We start from the raw sequence: 24,842 nt of genomic DNA, 5'->3' as shown, positions 1-24,842 counted from the left end.
CGGGCCTCGCGGCCGCCGGCCGGGTTGATGTCGTTGATCTCCATCGGACCGGAGATGATCTTGCCGACCGTCTGCCGCGGGTTGAGGGACGCGTACGGGTCCTGGAAGATCATCTGGATCTCGGACCGGACCGGCACGAGCTGCCGGCGGCCCGCGTGGGTGATGTCCTGACCCCGGTAGGTCACGGTGCCGCCGGTCGGCTCCAGGAGGCGGGTGATCAGCCGGCCCGTCGTCGACTTGCCGCAGCCGGACTCGCCGACCAGGCCCAGGCTCTCGCCCTCGCCGACCTGGAAGTCCAGCCCGTCCACGGCCCGCACGGCACCGACCGTGCGCGGGATCGGGAAGCCGCCCTTGATCGGGAAGTGCTTGGTCAGACCGCTGACGTCCAGGAGCGGAGTTGCGTTGCTCATGATGGTAAGTCCCGTCTCGTGTCCGTCAGTTGTGCCGGGCGGCCGTGGCACCCGCGTAGTCGGCGAAGAGTTCCGAGCGCTGCCCGCGGGTGAGGTGACAGGCCGAGCCGCGGCCGTCCACCACCTCGAGCAGCGGCTGCTCCGAGGAGCACCGCCCGCCCGGGACCTGCTCCACGAAGGGGCAGCGCGGGTGGAAGCGGCAGCCGGAGGGCGGGTTGAGCAGCGACGGCGGCGAACCCGGGATCGGGGACAGCGGCACGTCGACCGGCCCGTCCAGGCTCGGCATGGAACCCATCAGACCCAGCGTGTACGGGTGCTGCGGGTCGCGCAGCACCTCCTGCTTGGTGCCCCGCTCCACGCACCGGCCGCCGTACATCACCAGCACGTCGTCCGCGATGTCGGCGATGACACCGAGGTCGTGGGTGATGAAGATGATGGCGGTGCCGAACTCCTGCTGGAGGTCCTTGAGCAGGTCCATGATCTGCGCCTGCACGGTGACGTCGAGGGCCGTGGTCGGCTCGTCGGCGATCAGCAGCTCCGGGTCGCAGACCAGCGCCATCGCGATCATCGCGCGCTGGCGCATACCGCCGGAGAACTGGTGCGGATAGTCGTCCACCCGCATGTCCGGCTGCGGAATGCCCACCCGCCGCAGCATCTCGATCGCCCGGTTCCAGGCCTCCAGCTTGGAGGCACCGGTGTGCTTCCGGTACGTCTCGGCGATCTGCCGGCCGACGGTGTGGTACGGCGACAGGGAGGCGAGGGCGTCCTGGAAGATCATGGACATCTTGTTGCCGCGGAGCTGCTCCAGCTCCCGCTCGCGCGCGGTGAGCAGGTCCTTGCCGTCGAGGACGATCTCACCCTCGATCGCGGTGCTGCGGCGATCGTGCAGCCCCAGGATCGTCAGGTTGGTGACGGACTTGCCCGACCCCGACTCGCCCACGATGCCGAGCGTCTTGCCCTTGGCCAGGTCGAAGGAGAGCCCGTCGACGGCCTTGACGATGCCGTCCTCGGTGGAGAAGTGGACCTTCAGGTCCCTGACGGAGAGGAAGGGCTGCTGATCGGTGCTCGTCACGGGGACGCTCCAGGAGATGATGCAGAGGGGGGTGGGGAGGGCGGAGGTCAGGCGAGCCGGATCCGCGGGTCGATGAGGGCGTAGACGGCGTCCACGATGATGTTGAAGAACACGATCGCGCCGGCCGACAGCACGGTGACGCCGAGCAGCATGGGCAGATCGCTCTGGTCCACCGACTGCACGGCGAGCCGCCCGATGCCCTGGAGGCTGAACGTCGACTCCGTGATGATCGCGCCGCCGATCAGGGTGCCGAGGTCGATGCCGAAGACGGTGACGATCGGCCCCATGGCGCCGCGCCAGGCGAACCGGAAGAAGACGTTGGCCCGGGACAGGCCCTTGGCCCGCGCCGTCCGGACGTAGTCCTCACTGAGCTGTTCCACCAGTTGGGAGCGGGTCATACGGGTGTAGTTCGCGGTGAAGATGATCGAGAGGACCAGCCACGGCAGCAGCAGCCCGGAGAACCAGGCGGCCGGGTTCTCGGTGAACGGCGTGTACGACGGCTGGCTCAGGATGCCGAGCTGTGAGACCAGGAAGAACATCGCGATGTAGCCGACGAAGTAGACCTGGAGCGACGAACCGAGCAGCGACACCGAGCTGGCGAACTTGTCCAGGAACTTGCCCTGCTTGACCGCGGCGAGCATGCCCGCGCCGATGCCGACGATGAGGAAGACGATGGCCGCGCCGAAGGCGAGCGACAGGGTCAGCGGCAGCCGGTCCATGATCGTGCCGAAGACGGGCTCACGGTTGGCGAAGGAGTAGCCCAGGCAGGGCGCGTTGCAGTAGCCGTAACCACCGTAGTCCCGTCCGGCGAAGACGCCCACGAGCCAGTGCCAGTACTGCAGGATGATCGACTCGTCGATGCCCAGGTTCTTCCGGATCTGCTCCAGATTCTCCGGCGTGCAGTTCTTGCCGCAGGACATCATCGCGGGGTCACGCGGCACTGCGTAGAAGAGCAGGAAGGTGACGGCACTGATGATCAACAGGATGACCAACGCGCCGAGGAATCGTCGGACTAGGAAGCGGGGCATGGGGCGTGACTTTCCGGACGGGGCGCCGTCGCCGGGGTGTTGGAGGGGGGTGGGCCACCGGGGCGGCCGTGCAGGACGGCCGCCCGGTGGGTGCGCGCTTACTTCTTGGCGTACAGCTTGCAGAGGGCGACGCAGGTGTTGCCGGCGTCGTAGATCACGTTGCCGACCTTGGATCCGTACATCCAGTTGCGGATGGAGTGGTAGTCGGGCACGACGGCGGCCAGCTCCATGATCTGGCGGTCGACGGCGCCCCAGGCCTTGTTGGCCTTCTCCACGTCGGTGATCGCGGAGGCGGCGTTGATCGCCTTGTTGACGCCGGTGTCGTCGAGCTGCGCGTAGTTGCTGCGGCCGTCGCCGATGTTCTCGCCGCTCCAGCAGGGGTAGAAGACCGAGTAGCCGTTCGGCCAGTCCGGGCTCCAGCCGGCCGCGAACAGGTCGTAGTCGTTGTCGATCTTGCCGATCTGTGTGTAGAAGGTCGACTTGTCGACCTGCTTGTTGACGACCGTGAAGCCGGCCTCTTCCAGCGCGTTCTTGATCGCGACGGCCTGCTTCACCGCGTTGTCCGACTGCTGGTAGGCGATCACCAGCTTCTGGCCGACCTTGCCGGCCTCCTTCAGCAGTGCCTTGGCCTTGGCCGGGTCACCGCCGGGCTTCTTGGTCGTGCCGTACAGGTCGAACTCCTCGTAGCCGGGGGTGACCGGGCTGAGGATCGTGGTGGCGATCTCGCTGGTGGACGCGCCGCCGCGGATCGTCTGGAGCTGCTGGTGCGGCCAGGCCCAGTTGATGGCCTGGCGGACCTTGACGTCCGTGATGCGGGTGGTGTTGATCGGCCAGTAGTAGGTGACCGTGTCGACCGCGGTCAGCACGCGCTTCTTCAGTTCGGCGTTGGTCAGCACCTCGGCGATGCGCTCGGCCGCGACCTCGTTGAAGATCGGCACGGCGTACTGGTCGTTGCCCTTGTCCGCGATGTAGCGGTCGGTCGCCGCCAGCGGCTGGAAGCCGAAGGAGAAGGCGTACTTGTCCGGGTAGGCGTTGCGGATCGGGTCGGTCTTGGCGTCCCAGTGCTCGTTGCGCACGAACGTCATCGACTTGCCCACGCTGCGGCTCTCGATGCGGTAGGGACCGCAGGAGAACGGCTGCTTGTCGTACTTCTCCTTGGTGTCGTGCTTCTTCGGCACCAGGGCGTAACCGCGCATGGCGAGCGTGTAGTTGAAGTCGCCACGGGCCTCGTTGAGGCGGAAGGTGACGGTGTTGCCGTCGACCTCGATCGAGTCCAGGTGCTTGTCGTCGTAGGGGCCCTTGTACTTCTCGCCGCCCTCGAGCCACTGCTGGACGTAGCGCGGGCCCTCGGTGATGAAGTCGGCGAAGAGGCGCTCGAAGGTGTGCTTGACGTCATCGATGGTGACGTCCGAGCCGTCCTCCCACTTCATGCCGTCCTTCAGGGTGAAGACCCAGGTCTTGCCGCCGTCCTTCGCGGTGCCGGGGTCCGTCGCCGCGTCGCCGACCAGGGTGACGCCGCCCTTGTCGTCGATCTTGTAGCCGGTCAGACCGCGCATGATCGGGACGGTGATGGCGGCCTCGGTCGAGACATAGATCTGGGCCGGGTCCATGTGGTCCATGTCGAACTGCTCGAGCGAGTAGATCGTCCCGCCCTTGACCGCGCCCTTGACCTCGGGGGCCGGGCCGGTGGAGTCGGCCTTGGTGCCGACCGGGATCTCCATGGTCTTGGAGCCGCTGACCTTGGGGGCATCGCTCGACTTGGAGCTGCTGCCGCCACCGCCACACGCGGTCAGTACGGAGGACGAGGCCGCGACCACACCGGTGGCGATCAGGAAGTTTCTGCGGGAGAAGGGCATGAGACACCTGCCAGTAGAGGGCAAATGGGACGGGTCCGGCCGGACGGCGTTGAACGAGCCGGGTGGAGCGTGGGGGATCAGCGCTTGGACTTCGGGTCGAGAGCGTCGCGCACCGAGTCACCGAGCAGGTTGAAGGCCAGGACGAAGATCACCATCGACAGGCCCGGGAAGAGCATGAAGGTGATGTCCTGGGTGTAGAACTGGGCGCCGCGCTGGATCATGACGCCCCAGTCCGGGGTCGGGTCGATGATGCCGACACCGAGGAAGGCCAGACCGGCCTCGGCGGTCACGAACGCCGGGAGCATCAGCGTGGACTGGATGATGATCGGCGTCCACAGGTTGGGCAGCAGCTCCTTGAACACGATGCGCCACGGGGAGGCGCCGGTCACCTTCGCCGCCTCGACGAACTCGCGCTCGCGCAGACCGAGCACCTGTCCGCGCAGCAGCCGGGCGAGTGAGGCCCAGCCGAAACCAGCCAGGACGAGGATCAGGGAGACGGCCCGCAGGGAGGTCGGGATGTTCTCGTCGTCGGCGACGAAGAGCCCGTAGACGACCGGCATGAAGGCGATGAAGAACAGGGTCGACGGGAACGACAGCAGGATGTCGATGACCCGGCCGATGAAGTAGTCCGTCTTGCCGCCGAGGTAGCCGGCGATGGTGCCGATGACGATGCCGAGCGCCGTGGTCAGCAGCGTCGCCGCCACCGCGATCCCCAGCGACGTGCGGATGCCGTACAGCAGGAAGGTGAAGACGTCCCGGCCGAGCTGGGGCTCGATGCCGAACCAGAACTCGCCGCTCATCCCGCCATTGGGGCCGGCCGGGTAGGAGAAGGCGTCCAGCAGCTCCGGGCGCTGGCTCGCGTACGTCGTGTACGGGTTCTTGCCGTAGAGCTTGGCTATGAGGGGGGCCGCGAGCGCGATCACGAAGAAGAAGATCACGATGCACGCGGATATGACGCCCGTCTTGTCTCGCTTGAAGCGGGTCCAGGCCAGGCGGCCGGGAGAGCGACTCTCATTGCCCTTGGAGGTGGCGGGCGTGGGCGACGCGGGGGCCGTCTCGTCGGTCACCTCGAGCGGGGCAGCCGCTGATGGAGTTGGGGGGGTCATGGTGCTCCTGGCCCAAGGGAGGGTCTGATGACTCCGCAGGGCACTCCCCTACGGGCTACGCCGGACTTTTTCAACGCAATTCGTTCAAGGTCAATAAAATCTGGGTCAGCTTGGGTTTCTCTTTACTTTTTTTACCTCTGCTTTGCCGTTCCGTAGCTACGCGTGTAGCGCGTTGTGATCTATCTGTGCCTTAGAACGGATTAATCGGGCAATTCAGTCAAGGCGTTCGTTATACGGACGCCTGGGTGTCGAAATGTGAACACCACGGGGTCGCATTCCAACGGTTCCGCATCGGATGGTGAAGATCTGTTGCGCGGCTGTTCAAGATCCTCTGTGTGGGGTGAGAAGAGATCGTTTCGCCCTCCGTCCGACCCCCGCGACCGACTGGCAGGTTCCTCCAAAGGGCCCCATCCGTGTGCGGTATGCACTTTTTGGCGTGATATTGGCCGTTAAGTGATCGGCGGACGAGGAGGCACCATGCGCAGAGCGACGCAAGCCACACGGGCCGCGTGCGCGGCGGCGGCCGTAGCCCTCGCGGCGACCGCCTGCGGAGGCGGCGGCGGGGGCGGGGGCGGCGACGCGGTGCTCAGTTCCTCCTGGGGCGACCCGCAGAACCCGCTGGAGCCGGCCAACACCAACGAGGTGCAGGGCGGCAAGGTGCTGGACATGATCTTCCGGGGCCTGAAGCGGTACGACCCGGACAGCGGCAAGGCCGAGGACATGCTCGCCGAGAAGATCGAGACGTCCGACTCGCAGAACTTCACCGTCACCGTCAAGGACGGCTGGACCTTCAGCAACGGCGAGAAGGTCACCGCCAAGTCGTTCGTGGACGCCTGGAACTACGGGGCGAGCCTCAAGAACAACCAGCGCAACGCCTACTTCTTCAGCTACATCGAGGGGTACGACAAGGCGCACCCGGAGGACGGCGGCAAGCAGACCGCCGACACTCTGTCCGGGCTCAAGGTCACCGGGGACCGGACCTTCACGATCGCGCTCAGCCAGAAGTTCTCGACCTTCCCCGACACCCTCGGCTACCCGGCCTACGCCCCGCTGCCCAGCGCCTTCTTCGACGACCACGCCGGCTGGCTGAAGAAGCCGGTCGGCAACGGCCCGTACCAGGTCGACAACTACACCCGGGGCTCCCAGATGTCCCTGCGCACCTGGGACGACTACCCCGGCGACGACAAGGCGGCCAACGGCGGCGTCGACCTCAAGGTCTACACCGACAACAACACCGCCTACACCGACCTCATGGCCGGCAACCTCGATCTGGTCGACGACGTCCCGGCCGCCCAGCTGAAGAACGTCAAGAACGACCTCGGCGACCGGTACATCAACACCCCGGCCGGCATCATCCAGACCCTCGCCTTCCCGTTCTACGACGACAACTGGAACAAGACCGGCTCGGAGAAGGTCCGCAAGGGCCTGTCCATGGCGATCGACCGGAACCAGATCACCAAGACGATCTTCCAGAACACCCGCACCCCGGCCACCGACTGGACGTCACCGGTACTCGGCGAGGACGGCGGTTACAAGAAGGGTCTGTGTGGCGAGAGCTGCGAGTACCAGCCGGACCAGGCCAAGAAGCTGATCCAGGACGGCGGCGGCCTGCCCGGCGGGCAGGTGAAGATCACCTACAACTCGGACACCGGCTCGCACAAGCAGTGGGTCGACGCGGTCTGCAACTCCATCAACAACGCCCTCGGCAACGACAAGGCGTGCGTCGGCAACCCGGTCGGCACCTTCGCCGACTTCCGCAACCAGATCACCGAGAAGAAGATGAGCGGCCCCTTCCGGGCGGGCTGGCAGATGGACTACCCGCTCATCCAGAACTTCCTCCAGCCGCTGTACTACACCGACGCCTCCTCCAACGACGGCCACTGGTCCAACGACGAGTTCGACGCTCTCATCGACAAGGCCAACGGCGAGACCGACACCGCCACCGCCATCAAGAACTTCCAGCAGGCCGAGGGCGTGCTCCGGGACAACATGGCGGCCATCCCGCTCTGGTACCAGAACGGCAGCGCCGGCTACTCCGACCGGCTCTCCGGAGTGAAGCTCAATCCGTTCAGCGTCCCGGTGTACAACGAGATCAAGGTGAGCTGATCCGCCGTGGGCCGCTATGTGATCCGCCGGCTGCTCCAGATGATCCCGGTCTTCATCGGGGCCACCCTGCTGATCTTCCTGATGGTCAACGTGATGGGCGACCCGATCGCCGGGCTGTGCGGCGACCGGGAGTGCGACCCGGCGACCGCCGCCCAGCTCAGGCGGGAGTTCGGCCTCGACAAGCCGGTCTGGCAGCAATACCTGACCTACATGGGCAACGTCTTCACCGGCGACTTCGGCACCGCCTTCAACGGTCAGCCGGTCACCGAGCTGATGGGCACCGCCTTCCCGGTCACCATCCGGCTGACCATCATCGCCGTCGTCTTCGAGGTGGTCATCGGCATCACCCTCGGTGTCGTCACCGGACTGCGGCGCGGGCGCCCCATCGACACGGTGGTGCTGCTGCTCACCCTGATCGTCATCTCCGTCCCCACCTTCGTCACCGGCCTGCTGCTCCAGCTCCTGCTGGGCGTGAAGTGGGGGTGGATCGCCCCGTCCGTCTCCGCCGAGGCCCGCGTCGACGAGCTGATCCTGCCCGGCCTGGTGCTGGCCTCGGTCTCGCTCGCGTACGTCACCCGCCTCACCCGTACCTCCATCGCGGAGAACCGGCGCTCCGACTACGTCCGCACCGCCGTCGCCAAGGGCCTGCCGCGCCGCCGGGTCATCACCCGGCACCTGCTGCGCAACTCCCTCATCCCGGTCGTCACCTTCATCGGCACCGACGTGGGCGCCCTGATGGGCGGCGCGATCGTCACCGAGCGGATCTTCAACATCCACGGCGTCGGCTACCAGCTCTACCAGGGCATCCTGCGCCAGAACACGCAGACCGTCGTCGGCTTCGTCACCGTCCTGGTCCTGGTCTTCCTCGTCGCCAACCTCCTCGTCGACCTCCTGTACGCCGTACTCGACCCGAGGATCCGCTATGCCTGAGCAGCAGCCCTACGAACCGGAACGCGCCATCGCCGGTACCGGCATGGGCGGGCAGATGGACCTGGGGGCGAGTGAGGCCGTCACCCTGGAGAAGACACCCGGGGGGCCAGAAGGCACCGGACCGCAGGAGAAGCCGCACAGCCTCTGGTCCGACGCCTGGCACGACCTGCGCCGCAACCCGGTCTTCCTGATCTCCGCCCTGGTGATCCTCTTCCTGGTCGTGATCTCCATCTGGCCGTCCCTCATCGCCTCCGGCAACCCGCTGCACTGCGACCTCGCCAACGCCCAGGAGGGCTCCCGGTCCGGCCATCCCTTCGGCTTCAACGGCCAGGGCTGCGACGTCTACACCCGCACCGTCTACGGCGCCCGTACGTCCGTCCTGGTCGGTGTCCTGTCCACGCTCGGGGTCGCGATCCTGGGCAGCGTGCTCGGCGGGCTCGCCGGGTTCTTCGGCGGCGTCTGGGACGCGATCCTCTCCCGGATCACCGACATCTTCTTCGCGATCCCGGTCGTCCTCGGCGGCCTCGTGCTGCTCTCCGTCATCACCAGCAACACCGTCTGGCCGGTGATCGGCTTCATCGTGCTGCTCGGCTGGCCGCAGATCTCCCGCATCGCCCGCGGCTCGGTCATCACCGCCAAGCAGAACGACTACGTCCAGGCCGCCCGCGCCCTCGGCGCGAACAGCTCCCGGCTGCTGCTGCGCCACATCGCGCCCAACGCCGTCGCCCCGGTCATCGTCGTCGCCACCATCGCGCTCGGCACCTACATCTCGCTGGAGGCCACCCTGTCCTTCCTCGGCGTCGGCCTGAAGCCGCCCAGCGTCTCCTGGGGTATCGACATCTCCGCCGCCGCCCCCTACGTCCGCAACGCCCCGCACGCGCTGCTGTGGCCCTCCGGAGCCCTCGCCATCACCGTCCTGGCGTTCATCATGCTCGGCGACGCGGTGCGCGACGCCCTCGACCCGAAGCTGAGGTGACCCGCCGTCATGCTGCTCGAAGTGCGTGACCTGCACGTGGAGTTCCGCACCCGGGAGGGCGTCGCCAAGGCCGTCAACGGCGTCAGCTACGGCGTGGACGCCGGCCGCACTCTCGCCGTGCTCGGCGAGTCCGGCTCCGGCAAGTCCGTCACCGCCCAGACCATCATGGGCATCCTCGACGTCCCGCCCGGAAGGATCACCGGCGGCGAGGTCCTCTTCGAGGGCCGGGACCTGCTGAAACTGAAGGAGGAGGAACGCCGCAAGGTGCGCGGCGCCGAAATGGCGATGATCTTCCAGGACGCGCTGTCCTCGCTCAACCCGGTACTGACGGTCGGCGACCAGCTCGCCGAGATGTTCACCGTGCACCGGGGGATGTCCCGCAAGGACGCCCGCGCCAAGGCCGTCGAGCTGATGGACCGGGTCCGCATCCCGGCCGCCAGGGAGCGGGTACGGCAGTACCCGCACCAGTTCTCCGGCGGCATGCGCCAGCGCATCATGATCGCGATGGCGATGGCCCTGGAGCCGAAGCTGATCATCGCCGACGAGCCGACCACCGCCCTCGACGTCACCGTCCAGGCCCAGGTGATGGACCTGCTCGCGGACCTCCAGCGCGAGTACAACATGGGCCTCATCCTCATCACCCACGACCTCGGCGTGGTCGCGGACGTCGCCGACGACATCGCCGTGATGTACGCGGGCCGGATCGTCGAGAGCGCCCCCGTCCACGAGATCTACCAGGCCCCCGCCCACCCCTACACCCGCGGCCTGCTGGAGTCGATCCCCCGCCTCGACCAGAAGGGCCGGGAGCTGTACGCCATCCAGGGCCTGCCGCCCAGCCTCACCCGTATCCCGCCCGGCTGCGCCTTCCACCCGCGCTGCCCGATGGTCCAGGACGTGTGCCGCACCGACGTACCGCCGCTGTACGAGGTCTCACCGGAGCGGGGCAGCGCCTGCCACTTCTGGAGGGAGTGCCTCGATGGCCACGTCACCCGCTGAGCCCCTCCTCGAAGTCCGCGGCCTGGTCAAGCACTACCCCCTCACCACCGGCATCGTCTTCAAGAAGCAGGTCGGCGCGGTCAAGGCGGTCGACGGCGTCGACTTCCGCCTCGACGCCGGCGAGACCCTCGGCATCGTCGGCGAGTCCGGCTGCGGCAAGTCCACGGTCGCCAAACTGCTGGTCAACCTGGAACGCCCGACGGCCGGCGAGATCCGCTACAAGGGCGAGGACATCACCCGCCTGTCCGGCCGCGCCCTGCGCGCGGTGCGCCGCAACATCCAGATGGTCTTCCAGGATCCCTACACCTCCCTCAACCCCCGCATGACGGTCGGCGACATCATCGGGGAGGCGTACGACATCCATCCGGAGGTCGCGCCGAAGGGCGACCGGCGCCGCCGGGTGCAGGACCTGCTGGACGTGGTCGGCCTCAACCCGGAGTACATCAACCGCTACCCGCACCAGTTCTCCGGCGGCCAGCGCCAGCGCATCGGCATCGCCCGCGGCCTCGCCCTGCGCCCGGAGATCATCGTCGCCGACGAACCGGTCTCCGCCCTCGACGTCTCGGTCCAGGCCCAGGTCATCAACCTGATGGGCCGCCTCCAGGACGAGTTCGACCTCTCCTACATCTTCATCGCGCACGACCTGTCGATCGTCCGGCACATCTCCGACCGGGTCGGCGTGATGTACCTCGGCCGCATCGTGGAGACCGGCCGGGACGCCGAGATCTACGAGCATCCCACCCACCCCTACACCCAGGCGCTGCTGTCCGCCGTGCCGGTGCCCGACCCCGAGGCCCGCGAACACCGCGAGCGGATCATCCTGGTCGGCGACGTCCCGTCGCCGACCAACATCCCCTCCGGCTGCCGCTTCCGCACCCGCTGCTTCAAGGCCCGGGAGCGCTGCGCCCTGGAGGTACCGGAACTGGCGGTGCCGGCGGAGTTCCGGGGGACCGGCGGCCCCGCCGCGCACGACTCGGCGTGCCACTTCGCGGCGGAGGCGCAGGTGGTCCCGCCAGAGAAGCCGGAGAAGCCGGAGAAGCCGGAGACATAGTCACACAAAGCGGGAGGAAGTCCGTTAACGCGCACGCAACTTCACGGAATCCGTATCGATATACGGACGCGAGACGCTTTTCAGCGTACGGCCGTGCGGGTGCCGTAAACGGGCCGGGAGCGCCATGTCTCCCGGCCCGTTGCCGTTACGCCAGCCCCAGTGAACGGCGCAGGAAGTCCACCTGAAGCAGCAACAGGTTCTCCGCCACCGACTCCTGCGGGGTCATGTGGGTGACGCCGGACAGCGGGAGCACCTCGTGCGGGCGGCCGGCCGACAGCAGGGCCGAGGACAGCCGCAGCGAGTGGGCGACCACCACGTTGTCGTCGGCCAGCCCATGGATGATCATCATCGGGCGGTGCGGCTCGGCCGCGTCGACCAGACCCGCGTCGTCGATCACCGAGTTGCGCCGGTAGACCTCGGGCCGCTCTTTCGGGTCCCCGAGGTAGCGCTCCTGGTAGTGGGTGTCGTAGAGGCGCAGGTCGGTGACCGGGGCGCCGACCACGGCCGCGTGGAAGACGTCCGGGCGGCGCAGGGCCGCGAGGGCGGCGAGGTAGCCGCCGAAGGACCAGCCGCGGATGGCGACCCGGCCGAGGTCGAGCGGGAAGTCGGCGGCGAGCGCGTGCAGCGTGTCCACCTGGTCCTCGAGGACGACCGCGGCGACGTCGTCCTTGATGGACTTCTCCCAGCCGGGGGAGTGGCCCGGGGTGCCGCGCCCGTCGGCGACGACCACCGCGAACCCCTGGTCCGCGAACCACTGCGACGTGAGGTGGGCGTTGTGCGCGGCGACCACGCGCTGACCGTGCGGACCACCGTAGGGGTCGAGGAGAACGGGGAGGGGGGTGTCACCGTGGTAGTCCGTTGGCATAAGCAGGGCGCACGGGACACGGCGTGCGCCCCCCTGGGTGAGCGTCACGCGCGGGGACAGACCGGGATCTTCGGCGTACGAGGTGACCGTGACCCCTGGCTTCCCGCCCTCCTTGTGGTCGCGGAGGACCTGGGCCCGGCTGCCCGGCCGGTCCAGGGTGGCGGAGACCAGGACGGTCGTGCCGCCCGCGCGTGCGGCCGAATGCACGCCGGGGACGGACGAGACGCGCTCCACGCCCAGTTCGTTCACGCGGTAGACGTGCACCTCGCCGGTCTCCGGTTCGGCCGCCTCGGCTCCGGCCGAGGCCGATACCAGCACGTCGTCGGCCGACACGTCCAGTACCGCCCGTACGTGCAACTGCGGGCCGGTCAGCGGGCGTTCCCCCACCGCCAGGACCCGCGCGCCGCCCTCGTCGGCGATCCGCACCAACTGCCCGGACGGACTCCAGCAGGGCACTCCGGGGAAAAGTTCCAGCCAAGTTCGATCTTCGTCGGCGTGCACCATCCGGGTCGCGCCGGAGGCCGTGTCCACCGCCAGATACACCTGACCGCGCTGGTCGCGCGTCTGTACGAGCAGCAGCGGGGCACCCGCCGCTGACCAGTGCACTCGCGCCAGATACGGGTAGCGCCGACGGTCCCAGGCAACCTCCGCGCGGGTGCCGTCGAGGGCGATCACGAACAGCCGGACCTCCGCGTTGGGGGTGCCGGCCGCCGGGTACCGGACGTGTTGTGGATCACGGTCCGGGCGGGCCGGGTCGGAGATCCACCAGCGCTGTACCGGCGTGTCGTCCACGCGTGCCACCAGCAGCCGGTCCGAGTCCGGACCCCACCAGAAACCCCTGGTCCGGCCCATCTCCTCGGCCGCGATGAACTCCGCGAGACCGTAACCGACGTCGACCGCCTCGGGCTCAGCCAGCGCCCGGTCGTCGCCGCCCTCCGCACCGGTGACCCGCAGGGCGCCGCGCGCGACGTAGGCGACATGCCGCCCGTCGGGGGAGGGACGGGGGTCGATCACCGGCCCGGCGACCGGGAGTTCGCGTGCCGTGCCGGCCCGCAGCTCGGCTGTGAAAAGCCGTCCTGACAAGGCGAAAGAGGCCAACTCGACGGCCGCGTCGGTGGCGTAGCCGACGATGCCCGCCCCGCCCTCGCGGCTGCGTTCGCGGCGGGCGCGTTCCTCGGGCGGCAGGTGCTCCTCCGCGCCGCCGAGCAGGGCGCGCGGGTCGGCCGCGAGGCGCTCCTCGCCGCTCGCGGGATCGAGCACCCACAGGGCGTTCGCCCGGTCCGGGCCGGCGGCGGAACGGAGGAACGCGACACGGGAACCGTCGGGCGCCACGGTGAACGAACGCGGCGCGCCGAGGGTGAACCGCTGGGTGCGGGCGTGCCGTTTGGGGAAGGAGTCGGGCTCGGTCGTCATGCCCTGACCATATTGGCCATGCGCCCCCTTGTGCGGCCGTGCGCCACTCGATGCGCGCGTACGGATAGTTATGATCACTAGCGCATAGTGGGTATCAACCTGCTGCCCACTGTGTGGATTTATCTGCCCCACGGTTCCGTGCCGACGTCCCGACTGTTCGATCCCCCCATGTCCCTGGGTTCTTTGGAGGTGAGCCGCCGTGGCACTCTCGATTTCGGCGGTGGTGCTGCTGGCGATCATCGTCTTCCTGCTGGTCAGGAAGTCCGGACTGAAGGCGGGGCATGCGGTGGTCTGCATGCTCTTGGGTTTCTACCTCGCCTCCTCCACGATCGCCCCCACGATCAGCGAACTGACGTCCAACATCGCCGGCATGATCGGCAGCATCAGCTTCTGACCCACCGGTGGCTCAAGCGCGCAGGGCGGTGACAAACACCGCCCATGCCTGCGGCGCGAGAGCGAGGCGAGGGCCGACGATGTCCCTGTGCTTCGAGTCGCGTACGTGCACCGTGCGGGGTGTCGGGGCTATCTCGACGCAGGAGTCGCCCTCGCTGCTGCTGCTGTAGCTGCTCTTGAACCACGCCGGCTCCTCGGAGTCGACGGTACGTGTCACGACTTTTCCGGCAGGTCTCGGACGAAGGCTGTCCACGCCTGCGCCGCGAGCGTCAACCGGGGGCCGGTGGTGTACCGGTGCTTGGAGTCGCGTACGTGCACCGTGGCGGGGGTTGTGGCTATCTCGACGCAGGAGTCCGTCTCGGCGCCGCTGCTGTAACTGCTCTTGAACCACGCGGGCTCGTGTGGGGCGGTGCGGGTCATGTCTCCCCCAGCAGGTCTTCGATGAAGGCGGCCGACTCACGCGGCGTGAGAGCCTGCCCGCGGATGATGCCATAGCGCAACTCCAGGATACGGAGCAGCTTGGGATCGCAGACGGGGCGGCCGTGGCTGAGCGCCGGTGAGCGGCCCACCGCCGCGCCGTCCCCGAATTTCATGACCTCGATGCCGCCGTCCACGCCCGCGTGCTCCTCGCGGTCCATCGGCATAACCTGGATCTCCACGCTCGACAACTGCCCTACCTTCAGCAGGTGTTCCAGCTGTCCGCGCAGTACCGACTTCCCGCCGAGCGGTCGCCGGAGAGCCCACTCATCCTGCACGAAGCTGAGGTCGGGCGCGGGTTCCCGTTCGAAGACCGACTTCCGCGCCATACGTGCCGCCACTCCTTGTTCCATTTCCTCCGCCGTGTACGCCGGCCGCCGCATGCGGAACAACGCACGCGCGTACTCGGGGGTCTGCAAAAGCCCATGGACGTGCAGCGGATCGTAGAGCTGAAGCTCAACCGCCTTCTCCTCCCGCTTCGCCAGGTCCCGGACGTTCTTCGGGTACCGGACCTTGGCCACGTCCTCCTGCATCGCGGCGACCAGCCCGCCCGCGTCCAGGATCTGTTCCGCCTGCTTCAGGTAGCCGGGCCGGGGGATCCGCTTGCCGCCCTCGACCTTGTAGACCAGATCCTCCCCGTACCCCATCGCCACCGCGAAGTCGCACGCCCGCATCCCCGCCGCCTCGCGCCGCAGCTTCAGCTGCCGGCCGACCGTCGCGATGACGGCCATGCCCCACTCGTCGTCCGGGTCCACCGCCCAGCTCGCCTCGTCGTCCTCCGACATCCCGCACCACCCCCGGTCACCATCCGTGTCGGATCCGTCACACATCAAGGTAGAGGGAGATGGCCGCGCCGCGTGCGGACCTGTGGAAAACCGTTCCTATCAGTGAGCAGGAGTGAGTCTTCGTCCCATTCCTGGTCACCGCGGGCATCCCGAACGGTGTTGGGTGCCCTGGTCGCCCGCGTACCTGCCGCGTCCGGCGGCACGGATCGTGTCCGCGGTCCGGGAACGTGGTGGCGGGGTTCCTCACGTCCGGGGATTGCCGGTCGGGCCTGGACGGTCCGATGCCCGCGACGATCACTCCGGTCGTCGCGGGGCGGTGCCGTCCGACGCCGGATCGGATACCCCTGGGCGCGTCGCCCGATCGCGATGCTCGCGGCATCGTGCCGGGTGGTCTTACGGGTTGCCGAGGTCGTGGGGCGCTGCCAGTGCTGGGCGCCCCAGCGTGAGGTGTAGGCCGGGTCGACGGCGATGACGCTGATGCCGGTGGCGTCGGCCATGAAGGTGAGCCGGGCACGGAGCCTGCCGGTGGGCATGCCGGAGATCAGCTGCCGGAACCGGCGCCTGCGCCCGTGCTTCTCCCTCGTCTTCTCTCCCATGAAGTCGAGGTCCTCGACCGCGATCGCTTTCACACCGCAGGTGGTGGCCCAGTTCAGCAGCCGGGTGAGGGCGTGGCGGATCTGGGCGTCGCGGTGATCGGCTGTGCCGGACAGTTCGTAAGGGAAGCGGCGGGGGTGGCCGACGGGGTTGCCGTGGACGTCGAGTCGCCAGGCGGCGAGGTGGTCGACGTTCATGTCGACGCCGATGACGCCCTCGGCGAGCGCGGTTTCGATGGGGACGGGCCGGGTGGGCGGGATCGTCCACGACGCCGTCACGTACCAGCGGCCACGGGGCACGTCGTAGTGGACGCGGTAGGCCACCGACCGGTTGGCTGCCGCGCGGTCGGCCCACTCGGCGCCCCGGTGTGCGAAGCGGACCGTGCCGGTCAGGACGTAGCGGCCGTGTGGGGCGTTGGCCAGGGCGGCCAGCGGCGCGGGCAACCGGATACTGACCTCGCCATCCGGCGTGATGCGGATCGTCTCGTTGCCGTACCGCTTGCCCGACTCCCCGTCCGCCTGGAGGAACCAACGAGCCGCCTCCCACCTCTGGCGCCACTGCTCGACGGTGAGCCGCGCGTCGTCAAGGTAGTGGCGGGTGTTCACCAGACGCCGCCCGCCCCGCACCACACGGACAACACCGCCCGCGTGGTCGGCCCGGACCTGGGCGAGCCGATCTTCGAGGACGTGCAGGCGGCGTGACTTGGCGAACCACTCGCGGGCGCTGCGGTAGCCGCCGGGGGATCCCTTGGTGCCCTTCCCTCCCACCGGGAGGGACAGCCGGTGCCGGATCGTCTGGATGCCGGCTTGGAGGGACTGGAGGTGGGCTGCCTGCCCGCGCCGGGCCAGCGCCCATTGATCGTGCGTGGCCTTGGTGATACTGCCCGCCCACCGCGACGACGAGCCGCCCGTCAGCTCCCGCTTCCTGGCCGCCCACGATTCCGCGTCATGCCCCAGCCCATCCGCGCAACGGGCCTTGAGGTCCTTCGACGCCAGCGAACCGAGATGCGCGCCCACCGCCCGCAGAACCTCCTCATCCCTGGCGGTGAGGTTCTTCAGCCGGGTCCGCACCGCCACACCCGACGGCCTCAGGGCGACGAACGGCACCGCCACCTCACGCAGCCTGCCCATAATCCACACCCCGACCCGAAACGCTGGAATCCGAGATCCCCCAACGCACCACCCAACGAGCTCCTCGCGTAGAAGTCACGCATTCGACGCACGAACGCCCGTTCCGTCACAGCCGCAACACTCACCCATCCACACTCAAGCCCACTCGGGCACCGTGGGCGGGTAACAGTTCCGAACCCCTCGTAGGGTGGAGCCCATGACGGAACAGCCCGCCCGGCGTCTGCTGCTGGTGCACGCGCACCCGGACGACGAGTCGATCAACAACGGCGCCACCATGGCCAAGTACGCGGCCGAGGGCGCCCACGTGACGTTGGTGACCTGCACGCTCGGGGAGCGCGGCGAGGTCATCCCGCCCGAGCTGGCGCACCTGAGCGGCGCCGCCCTCGGGCAGCACCGGATGGGCGAGCTGAAGGCTGCCATGCACGCGCTCGGCGTCGCGGACTTCCGGCTGCTCGGCGGGCCGGGCCGGTTCGCCGACTCCGGGATGATGGGGCTGCCCGACAACGACGACCCCGGCTGCTTCTGGCAGGCCGACGTCGACGAGGCCGCCGGACTGCTGCTGGACGTGATCCGGGAGGTACGGCCGCAGGTCCTCGTCACCTACGACCCGAACGGCGGCTACGGGCACCCCGACCACATCCAGGCCCACCGCGTCGCCATGCGCGCCGCCGAGCTGGCCGCCGAGGCCGGCTGCGGTGTCGACCGGATCTACTGGAACCGCGTGCCGCGACCGGTCGCCGAGGCCGCCTTCGCGCGGCTCGACGAAGCGCTGCCCGGCCTCCCCTTCGACCAGGCCGCCGCCGTCGACGACGTACCGGGCGTCGTCGAGGACGAGCGGATCGGCGTCGAGATCGTCGCCGACGGCACCCCGTACGCCGCCGCCAAGGCCGCCGCCATGCGGGCGCACGCCACCCAGATCGACGTCGCCGAACCGTACTTCGCCCTGTCCAACGCGCTGGCGCAGCCGCTGTTCGGCACCGAGTACTACGAACCGGTGAACGCGGCCGCCGCGGCGGGCGTACGGAGGAGCGACCTGTTCGCCGGGGCCGAGGAGACACCGTGAGCGACCGTGCCGGACCGACCTCGATGCTCGCCCAGCCGCTGCGGCCGCCGTCCCTCGGGCGGGCCGCCCTCTACCTGGGGCTGCTCGTGCTCGGTGCCCTCACCGGGGCGGCCGGGGCGCTGGTGCAGCCCGGGTGGTTCCCGGGCGGGCTGCTGCTCGCCCTGGCCGCCGAGGCCGGGCTCTGCGTGGGCGCCGCCCGCGCCGTGGGCGCCCGGGGCGCGGCCGTCGCGCCCGCCGTCGGCTGGGCGGTCGCCGTCATCCTGCTCACCGCCAGCAGACCGGAGGGCGACTTCCTGTTCGCCGCGGGCAGCGGTTCGTACCTCTTCCTGCTCGGGGGCATCGCGGTGGCTGTGATCTGTGCCACCCTCGCTCCTGTACGGCAACCGGACGGCGACGCCGTCCGACTTGGCAAGTGACGTACTACTTCGCCGCCGCGCGCGGTGCGGGTCCGGTGTGGGTTTCCCCCACGGTCATGGGATACGCGCGAGAAGCGGCCAGTATGGTGGTGCGCGCCGCCGAGCCGCCCGCTTTGTAGGTGTGACGGGCGGCGGAGCCAACCGGGAGAACCTGCCTTGAGTCGTGAAACTGACACTCCGTCCTCCGGACCCCACGGGCGCGGCTCGGCCGCGTACCCGTCGGGCACCCCGCCCTACGGGACGCCGACGGGGCCCGACGCCGGTGCGGACACGGGACGTTCGGCCACGCGGCCGGACGAGCGCAAGACCGAGACGACGCTGACCACCCGGATCCGGATCAACATCCCCGGGTCGCGGCCGATCCCGCCCGTGGTGGTGCGCAAGCCGGTCGGTGACGCCGAGGACGGCGCGGTCGAGCCGGAGACCGAGGCGCCGGCGCCGCAGGCGCCCACGCGCGCCGCGGAGGCCTCCGCCGAGCCCGCCCGGCCCGCCGGTGACAAGCCGACCAGCGATTGGTTCGCGCCCCGCAAGTCCGCGGCGGCCAAGGGCGGTCAGCCGGGCGGCGCGGCCAAGGGGGCGGGGCTGCCCGGCGGTTCGGCCGCGGGTACGGGCCCGGGTGCCGGGACTGCTCCCGGTACCGGCAGGCCGGGTGGCGTGGTCGGCTCGATGAGCGCGCCCGGTGGCTCCCGGTCGGGTTCCACCGGCGGTGCCGGGGCGACCGGCGGGCCCGTCGCGCCCGGCCACGGCGGCGGTACCGGTTCCTTCGACGTGACCGAGGCACTGGCGGCCGGCCCGCTGGGCGAGGGCTCCCGTCCGGGCGCCGGACCGGAGCCGCGCCGTGACGACCTGCCGTTCTTCACCGAGCCCGGGGACGGGGGCGGGGGCGGGAACGGACTCGGTCCCGGCGACCAGGTCCCCGCGGGCCCGACGAGCGGCCCGGTCACCGGCGACGGACCCCTGACCGCACCGACGGCCCCGACCGGACCGGGCGCCCCGGGCGGCTTCGGCGGCCTGGGCGCACCCAACGGCCTCACCGACCCCGGCGGTCCCGCTGCTCCGGGCGCCCCCGGGACACCGGCCACCGCCTCCCGCCCCCCAGGCGGCCCGAGTGCCATGGGCAGCGCCGGGATAATGGGCGGCCTGGGCGCGACCACCGGCACCGGTGCCCACCCGGCCCCGGACACCGGCCCCATCCCCCGCGTCCCGGGAACCCCGGGCGCCCCCGGCGCCGGACTCGGCGGCGGGCTCAGCGACGACACCGCGGTCCTCACCCCGCAGACGCCGGCCCCCGAACCCCCGGGCGGCGTCCCCTTCGGCAACCGGGACAACGTCTCCGGCAACACCGTCACCAGCGGCATCCCGGTCGTCCCCAGCGACCACTCGGACCGCTCCGTACCGTTCCACAACGGTGCCCCCGCCGGCGGCCCGGCGGCACCGACGCCCCCGGCCCGCCCGGAACCCGCCGCCCCGGCCGCGCCGGCCGCCGCCAAGCCGGCGCCGGCCAGGAAGAAGGGCCGCCGCAAGCTCCCCCTGCTGGTCGGCGCCGTGATCGTGGTCGGCGGTCTGGTCTACGGCGCCGGGCTGCTGATGAACCACTCCGACGTGCCCAAGGGCACCACCGTGCTCGGCGTCGACATCGGCGGCGGCACCCGGGACGACGCCGTCGAGAAGCTCGACGACACCTTCAAGGACCGGGTCGACAAGGCGCTGAAGCTGACCGTCGACGGCGAGACCGTCTCGCTCAAGCCGGACCAGGCGGGGCTCCAGTTCGACACCCAGGCCACCGTCGACATCGCGGCCCGGAGCGACTACAACCCGGTCACCGTGGTCGCCGCGCTCTTCGGCAACCAGCGCGTCGTCAATCCGGTGATGCCGGTCGACGAGGAGAAGCTCCAGGCCGCGCTGGAGGACGCGGCGGGCGGCTCCGGCTCCCTGTCCGAGGGCGGCATCGAGTTCAAGTCCGGCAAGGCGGTGGCCGTGTACCCGAAGGCGGGCCAGGGCATCGACGCGGACAAGTCGGCCGACGCGGTCGCCGAGGCGTACCGCACCCAGGTCGGGACCGGTTCCTCCGACGCGGTGAAGGTACCCACCACCGCCAAGCAGCCCGAGGTCACCAAGGCCGAGGTCGACCGGGAGATGAAGGCGTTCGCCGAGCCGGCCATGTCGGCCAACGTGGTCGTGCAGACCGACGCGGCGCACACCATCGAGATGTCCCCGCAGAACTCGCTGTGGAAGTTCCTCCGGGTCACCGCCGTCAACGGCAAGCTGGTCGACAAGCCCGACCTGGACGCGCTCCAGGAGCTCTACGGCCAGACCTTCGACGGCGTCCTGATCACCCGCGCCAACGGCAAGAAGACCGCGGTCACCCCGGAGGACGTCTACGTCGCCCTCCGCCAGGCCCTGCTGAGCAAGACCGACCGCGTCGCGGTCATCGACACCGACCCGAGCTGAGCGCCCGTAAGGGGCGCGGGGAACTGCGCGAGCAACCACGGACAACCCGCACTCGCGCAGGACCCCGCACCCCGCACGGCGAGTGGGCGCACCCTCAGTTCAACAACGCCCGAGCCGCCAACGCCTCCCCCCGAACCCGCTCCGCCGCAGCGGCATCCACCGCCCCCACGATCTCCGCATACGCCTCCAGCTCCGCCGCCCCGTCGACGAAGTCCCCCCGCTGCACCAGCAGCCGCGCCCGCTCGTACCGCAGCCGCGCCGAATGGGCCGGCAGCAGCAGCGACAGCTCCACCGCCCACAGCGACACGTCGGAGCGCTCGGGCCGCGCCGCCGCCCACGCCCGGATGTTGTTCAGCATGCGCAGCACCACGTCGAGCGGATCGGCCGGTACCAGCATCGACGCCCGCAACGGCGCCCCCGTCGCCCCCGCCACCAGCAGCTCCGCGTCCGTCCCGGACAGCACCCGCCCCCCGTCGAACGGATCGGCCAGCACCCGCTCCTGGGCCGTGGAGCCGAACCCGACGACGAAGTGCCCCGGCAGCGCCACCCCGTGCACCGGCGCCCCGGCCCGGCGGGCCACCTCCAGCCACACCACCGACAGCAGGATCGGCAGCCCGCGCCGCCGCACCAGCACCTGGTGCAGCAGCGACGACTCCAGCCGCCGGTAGTCCGCGGCCGCACCGCGGAACCCGTACCCCTCACCGAGCAGTCCGGCAAGCGCCACCGCCCAGGCGTGCGGCCCGCCGGGCCGGAACGGGAGCTGTCCGGCCAGCCGGTCCAGTTCCGACTGCGCGGCGTCGATGCCCGCCTCGTCCAGCGACCCGTCCGCCACCGCGCCCAGCAGCAGGCAGAGCGCGGCCAGGTCGGGCCGCTCGGAGCGGGCCTGAGCGGCGAACCGGCGGCGCAGGCCGGCGGAGCGTTCCGGGGACGGGGGGCGGGGGACGGGGGAACACATAGCTGGGTGGTGCCCTCTCACAGCGATCGGTTACCGGTCTGCTGGCCCAGTCACGGCGCCCGGTAGTGGTGATAGGCGTGGTGCGCGCCGAACCCGAGCCCGGTGTACAGCGCGCGGGCGCCGGCGTTGTCCGTCTCGACCTGCAACCAGGCCGCCGACGCGCCCTCCTCCAGCGCCCGCCGGGCCAGCGCGGCCATTACCTCGCCGGCCAGCCCCCGGCGCCGTAGCGCCGGGTCCACCTCGACGGCGGCGAACCCGGCCCAGCGGCCGTCCACCACGCACCGCCCGATCGCGGCCGGCGTCCCGCCGTCCGCACCGGGCACGGCGGCGAACCACACCGACGGCCCCCCGCCCAGTACCCGCAGCGCCACCTCGCTCACCCCCTTGCGCTGGTACCGCGCCAGCCACCCCGCGTCGGCGGTCCGGGACAGCCCGACCCTCGCGCCCGCCGTGCGGTCGGCGACCGGCGCCAGGCTCCCGGTCCACAGCTCGGCGGTGACCTCCCGGGTCCAGCCGCGCCGCGCCAGCTCCGCGCAGAGCGCCTCCTGCGTGCCCTCGGCGCCGGTGGCGGTCTGGATGTACGCGGGCAGCCCGCGAACGTCGTACCAGCGTCGTACGGCGGTCAGGGCGTCGTCGAGCGGGAGACCCGGATCGCCCAGCGGGAGCACCGAGTTGGCCCGTCGGGTGAACCCGGAGGCGGCCCGCAGCTCCCACGCGCCGAGACGCTCGCTCTCCACCGGCCGCCAGCCCCGGGCGGAGACCCGGGCCAGTTCCGGGTAGGAGGCGGCCGGACCGCGGCGGCGGGCCGGAGCGGAAGGCACCGCTTTCCCCGCTACCAGCGTGGATTCCCCGATCCGGACGGTTTCGCCGCTCTTCTTTGTGATCAGCAGCACACCGTCGTCCCAGGATGTGAGAACGCCGACCGTGTCGGTGAACTTCCCGCCCGGCGCGCCGTCTTCCGTCAGCCGCCGTACCGAGACCCGTTTGCCCACGTCAGCGCTGGTAATACGGACCGCCAGACGCCCGGCGCCAGAGATTTCCACGGGTCGGTTCACCCCTCCTGTTCGGATCATGCCCAGGAACGGAGATACTAGAGGCGGGCATCGACGACGCCGCGCTCCCGCGCGCCAGGCGGCGGAGCCTGAGGAGGCCCGCCAGCGCCCGTATCGAGGAGGAACGACAGCGTGACCTACGTCATCGCGCAGCCTTGTGTCGACGTCAAGGACAAGGCGTGTATCGAGGAGTGCCCGGTCGACTGCATCTACGAGGGCCAGCGGTCCTTGTACATCCACCCGGACGAATGCGTCGACTGTGGTGCCTGTGAGCCGGTCTGCCCGGTCGAGGCGATCTTCTACGAGGACGACACTCCGGAGGAGTGGAAGGACTACTACAAGGCGAACGTCGAGTTCTTCGACGAGCTCGGCTCGCCCGGCGGTGCCAGCAAGCTGGGTCTGATCGAGCGCGACCACCCCTTCGTCGCCGCGCTGCCGCCGCAGAACCAGTAAGCGGCGGTCCGCACAGCCGCGCCGCCTCGGTCCCGTACGGCCCGATCATCCCCGATCGGCGCCGGACGGGACCGAGGCGTTTGCCGTACGACGAAAGTGAGCCAGTAACCGTGTCCGCCCTCTCCGACCGCTTGCCGACCTTCCCTTGGGACAAGCTGGAGCCGTACAAGAAGACGGCCGCCGGGCACCCGGACGGCATCGTCGACCTCTCCGTCGGCACCCCGGTCGACCCGGTCCCCGACCTGATCCAGCAGGCCCTGACCGACGCGGCCGACTCCCCGGGCTACCCGACCGTCTGGGGCACCCCGGCACTGCGCGACGCGCTCACCGGCTGGGTGTCCCGCCGCCTCGGCGCCCGGGACGTCACCCACCGGCACGTGCTGCCGATCGTCGGCTCCAAGGAACTCGTCGCCTGGCTCCCCACCCAGCTGGGCCTGGGCCCCGGCGACAAGGTGGCCTTCCCGCGCCTGGCCTACCCGACGTACGAGGTCGGCGCCCGGCTGGCCCGCGCCGAGTACGTCGCCTACGACGACCCGGCCGAGCTGGACCCGACCGGCCTGAAGCTGCTCTGGCTCAACTCCCCGTCCAACCCGACCGGCAAGGTCCTGTCCCAGGACGAGCTGACCCGGATCGTGGCCTGGGCCCGCGAGCACGGCATCCTCGTCTTCTCCGACGAGTGCTACCTGGAACTGGGCTGGCAGGCCGACCCGGTCTCGGTACTGCACCCGGACGTCAACGGCGGCTCCTACGACGGTCTGGTCGCCGTGCACTCGCTGTCCAAGCGCTCCAACCTGGCCGGCTACCGCGCCGCCTTCCTGGCCGGCGACCCGGCGGTGCTCGGCCCGCTGCTGGAGATCCGCAAGCACGGCGGCATGATGACGTCCGCGCCGACCCAGGCGGCCGTGGTGGCCGCCCTCGGCGACGACGAGCACGTCCGGGTCCAGCGCGAGCGGTACGCGGCCCGCCGCACCGCCCTGCGCGCGGCGCTGCTCGGGCACGGCTTCCGCATCGAGCACAGCGAGGCCGGCCTGTACCTGTGGGCCACGCGGGACGAGTCCTGCTGGGACACCGTGGCGCACCTGGCCGGCCTGGGCATCCTGGTCGCGCCGGGCGACTTCTACGGTCCGGCGGGCGACCGTTTCGTCCGGGTGGCCCTGACCGCGACGGACGAACGGGTCCGGGCGGCGGTGGCCCGGCTGGCCTGATCGGGCCCATGGGAAACGATGGGAAACGGCCGTGGGGCCCAGGGAGATCTCCCTGGGCC

At 70.2% G+C, this 24,842-nt stretch carries 23 protein-coding genes; 11 read left to right on the top strand and 12 right to left on the bottom strand.

The genetic code is table 11. The features are described 5' to 3' along the window. From ACTT8P_RS33040 to ACTT8P_RS33020, 5 genes are all read right to left on the bottom strand, one after another. On the bottom strand, window positions 1-410 hold a 410-nt coding region (locus ACTT8P_RS33040), incomplete at its 3' end, for an ATP-binding cassette domain-containing protein (RefSeq protein ID WP_442835474.1). 25 nt (window positions 411-435) lie between these two features. Next, window positions 436-1,482 (bottom strand): ABC transporter ATP-binding protein, encoded by a 1,047-nt coding sequence (locus ACTT8P_RS33035; RefSeq protein WP_442835473.1) that lies wholly within the window; start codon window positions 1,480-1,482, stop codon window positions 436-438. Between the two features lie 47 nt (window positions 1,483-1,529). Further along, window positions 1,530-2,510, bottom strand: coding sequence for an ABC transporter permease (locus ACTT8P_RS33030; protein ID WP_442835472.1), 981 nt, complete (start codon window positions 2,508-2,510; stop codon window positions 1,530-1,532). A 98-nt stretch (window positions 2,511-2,608) separates the two neighbouring features. After that, window positions 2,609-4,366, bottom strand: a complete 1,758-nt coding sequence (locus ACTT8P_RS33025; RefSeq protein ID WP_442835471.1) for an ABC transporter substrate-binding protein — start codon at window positions 4,364-4,366, stop codon at window positions 2,609-2,611. A gap of 77 nt (window positions 4,367-4,443) precedes the next feature. Beyond that, the gene (locus ACTT8P_RS33020) at window positions 4,444-5,472 is read right to left on the bottom strand and encodes an ABC transporter permease (RefSeq protein ID WP_442835470.1); all 1,029 of its coding nucleotides are present in this window, start codon (window positions 5,470-5,472) and stop codon (window positions 4,444-4,446) included. Between the two features lie 477 nt (window positions 5,473-5,949). Between ACTT8P_RS33020 and ACTT8P_RS33015 the strand changes: the two genes are divergently transcribed. Genes ACTT8P_RS33015 through ACTT8P_RS32995 form a run of 5 tightly spaced genes read left to right on the top strand, consistent with a single transcriptional unit; the run spans window position 5,950 to window position 11,531 of the window. After that, on the top strand, window positions 5,950-7,578 hold the full coding sequence (locus ACTT8P_RS33015; RefSeq protein WP_442835469.1) for a peptide ABC transporter substrate-binding protein: 1,629 nt from the start codon (window positions 5,950-5,952) through the stop codon (window positions 7,576-7,578). 6 nt (window positions 7,579-7,584) lie between these two features. Continuing rightward, window positions 7,585-8,508 carry an ABC transporter permease gene (locus tag ACTT8P_RS33010; protein ID WP_442835468.1) on the top strand — a complete coding sequence of 308 codons (924 nt, stop codon included), beginning with the start codon at window positions 7,585-7,587 and terminating at the stop codon, window positions 8,506-8,508. Beyond that, on the top strand, window positions 8,501-9,484 hold the full coding sequence (locus ACTT8P_RS33005) for an ABC transporter permease (RefSeq protein ID WP_442835467.1): 984 nt from the start codon (window positions 8,501-8,503) through the stop codon (window positions 9,482-9,484). Before ACTT8P_RS33010 ends, ACTT8P_RS33005 begins: the two co-directional genes overlap by 8 nt. 9 nt (window positions 9,485-9,493) lie before the next feature. Next, entirely contained in the window at window positions 9,494-10,480 is a 987-nt protein-coding gene (locus ACTT8P_RS33000; protein ID WP_442835466.1) for an ABC transporter ATP-binding protein, read from the top strand. Further along, window positions 10,461-11,531, top strand: a complete 1,071-nt coding sequence (locus ACTT8P_RS32995; RefSeq protein ID WP_442835465.1) for an ABC transporter ATP-binding protein — start codon at window positions 10,461-10,463, stop codon at window positions 11,529-11,531. Before ACTT8P_RS33000 ends, ACTT8P_RS32995 begins: the two co-directional genes overlap by 20 nt. 145 nt (window positions 11,532-11,676) lie before the next feature. Here the strand turns inward: ACTT8P_RS32995 and ACTT8P_RS32990 are convergent, their stop codons facing one another. Beyond that, on the bottom strand, window positions 11,677-13,809 hold the full coding sequence (locus ACTT8P_RS32990; protein ID WP_442835464.1) for a prolyl oligopeptidase family serine peptidase: 2,133 nt from the start codon (window positions 13,807-13,809) through the stop codon (window positions 11,677-11,679). Window positions 13,810-14,008: 199 nt separating this feature from the next. Here ACTT8P_RS32990 and ACTT8P_RS32985 point away from each other — a divergent pair, with 199 nt between their 5' ends. Further along, on the top strand, window positions 14,009-14,203 hold the full coding sequence (locus tag ACTT8P_RS32985; protein WP_442835463.1) for a hypothetical protein: 195 nt from the start codon (window positions 14,009-14,011) through the stop codon (window positions 14,201-14,203). 12 nt (window positions 14,204-14,215) lie between these two features. Here the strand turns inward: ACTT8P_RS32985 and ACTT8P_RS32980 are convergent, their stop codons facing one another. The 4 genes from ACTT8P_RS32980 to ACTT8P_RS32965 are packed head-to-tail and all read right to left on the bottom strand — an operon-like array spanning window position 14,216 to window position 17,188. Then, the gene (locus ACTT8P_RS32980; RefSeq protein ID WP_442835462.1) at window positions 14,216-14,419 is read right to left on the bottom strand and encodes a DUF397 domain-containing protein; all 204 of its coding nucleotides are present in this window, start codon (window positions 14,417-14,419) and stop codon (window positions 14,216-14,218) included. Then, complete coding sequence (locus ACTT8P_RS32975; RefSeq protein ID WP_442835461.1) at window positions 14,416-14,622, bottom strand: DUF397 domain-containing protein; 207 nt, start codon at window positions 14,620-14,622, stop codon at window positions 14,416-14,418. Before ACTT8P_RS32975 ends, ACTT8P_RS32980 begins: the two co-directional genes overlap by 4 nt. After that, a complete protein-coding gene (locus ACTT8P_RS32970; RefSeq protein WP_442835460.1) occupies window positions 14,619-15,464 on the bottom strand; it encodes a helix-turn-helix domain-containing protein in 846 nt (281 codons plus the stop codon). The genes ACTT8P_RS32975 and ACTT8P_RS32970 overlap by 4 nt, the downstream gene beginning before the upstream one ends. Before the next feature lie 44 nt (window positions 15,465-15,508). Further along, complete coding sequence (locus ACTT8P_RS32965) at window positions 15,509-17,188, bottom strand: IS200/IS605 family accessory protein TnpB-related protein (RefSeq protein ID WP_442835459.1); 1,680 nt, start codon at window positions 17,186-17,188, stop codon at window positions 15,509-15,511. A gap of 196 nt (window positions 17,189-17,384) precedes the next feature. On the opposite strand from ACTT8P_RS32965, the gene mshB reads away from it, so the two are divergent. The 3 genes from mshB (at window position 17,385) to ACTT8P_RS32950 (ending at window position 21,118) form a co-directional block, all read left to right on the top strand. Next, on the top strand, window positions 17,385-18,251 hold the full coding sequence (gene mshB, locus ACTT8P_RS32960; RefSeq protein ID WP_442835458.1) for an N-acetyl-1-D-myo-inositol-2-amino-2-deoxy-alpha-D-glucopyranoside deacetylase: 867 nt from the start codon (window positions 17,385-17,387) through the stop codon (window positions 18,249-18,251). Next, window positions 18,248-18,667, top strand: a complete 420-nt coding sequence (locus tag ACTT8P_RS32955; RefSeq protein ID WP_442835457.1) for a DUF6113 family protein — start codon at window positions 18,248-18,250, stop codon at window positions 18,665-18,667. The genes mshB and ACTT8P_RS32955 overlap by 4 nt, the downstream gene beginning before the upstream one ends. Before the next feature lie 156 nt (window positions 18,668-18,823). Further along, window positions 18,824-21,118, top strand: a complete 2,295-nt coding sequence (locus ACTT8P_RS32950; protein ID WP_442835456.1) for a hypothetical protein — start codon at window positions 18,824-18,826, stop codon at window positions 21,116-21,118. 94 nt (window positions 21,119-21,212) lie between these two features. On the opposite strand, the gene ACTT8P_RS32945 is transcribed toward ACTT8P_RS32950, so the two are convergent. Both ACTT8P_RS32945 and ACTT8P_RS32940 read right to left on the bottom strand, forming a co-directional pair. Beyond that, a complete protein-coding gene (locus tag ACTT8P_RS32945) occupies window positions 21,213-22,073 on the bottom strand; it encodes a transglutaminase-like domain-containing protein (RefSeq protein ID WP_442835455.1) in 861 nt (286 codons plus the stop codon). A 50-nt stretch (window positions 22,074-22,123) separates the two neighbouring features. Further along, window positions 22,124-23,116: a GNAT family N-acetyltransferase gene (locus ACTT8P_RS32940; protein ID WP_442835475.1), complete on the bottom strand. Its 993-nt coding sequence runs from the start codon at window positions 23,114-23,116 to the stop codon at window positions 22,124-22,126. Window positions 23,117-23,257: 141 nt separating this feature from the next. On the opposite strand from ACTT8P_RS32940, the gene fdxA reads away from it, so the two are divergent. Further along, window positions 23,258-23,578: a ferredoxin gene (fdxA, locus tag ACTT8P_RS32935; RefSeq protein WP_003973842.1), complete on the top strand. Its 321-nt coding sequence runs from the start codon at window positions 23,258-23,260 to the stop codon at window positions 23,576-23,578. A gap of 110 nt (window positions 23,579-23,688) precedes the next feature. Then, window positions 23,689-24,783, top strand: a complete 1,095-nt coding sequence (locus ACTT8P_RS32930) for a bifunctional succinyldiaminopimelate transaminase/glutamate-prephenate aminotransferase (RefSeq protein ID WP_442835454.1) — start codon at window positions 23,689-23,691, stop codon at window positions 24,781-24,783. Window positions 24,784-24,842: the final 59 nt, after the last annotated feature.

The sequence above is a fragment of the Streptomyces sp. JW3 genome (assembly GCF_052216785.1).
In the GTDB taxonomy this organism is placed as follows: domain Bacteria; phylum Actinomycetota; class Actinomycetes; order Streptomycetales; family Streptomycetaceae; genus Streptomyces.
The sequence above is the reverse complement of the archived record's forward strand: the minus strand, read 5'-3'. Positions and strand labels throughout refer to the sequence as shown.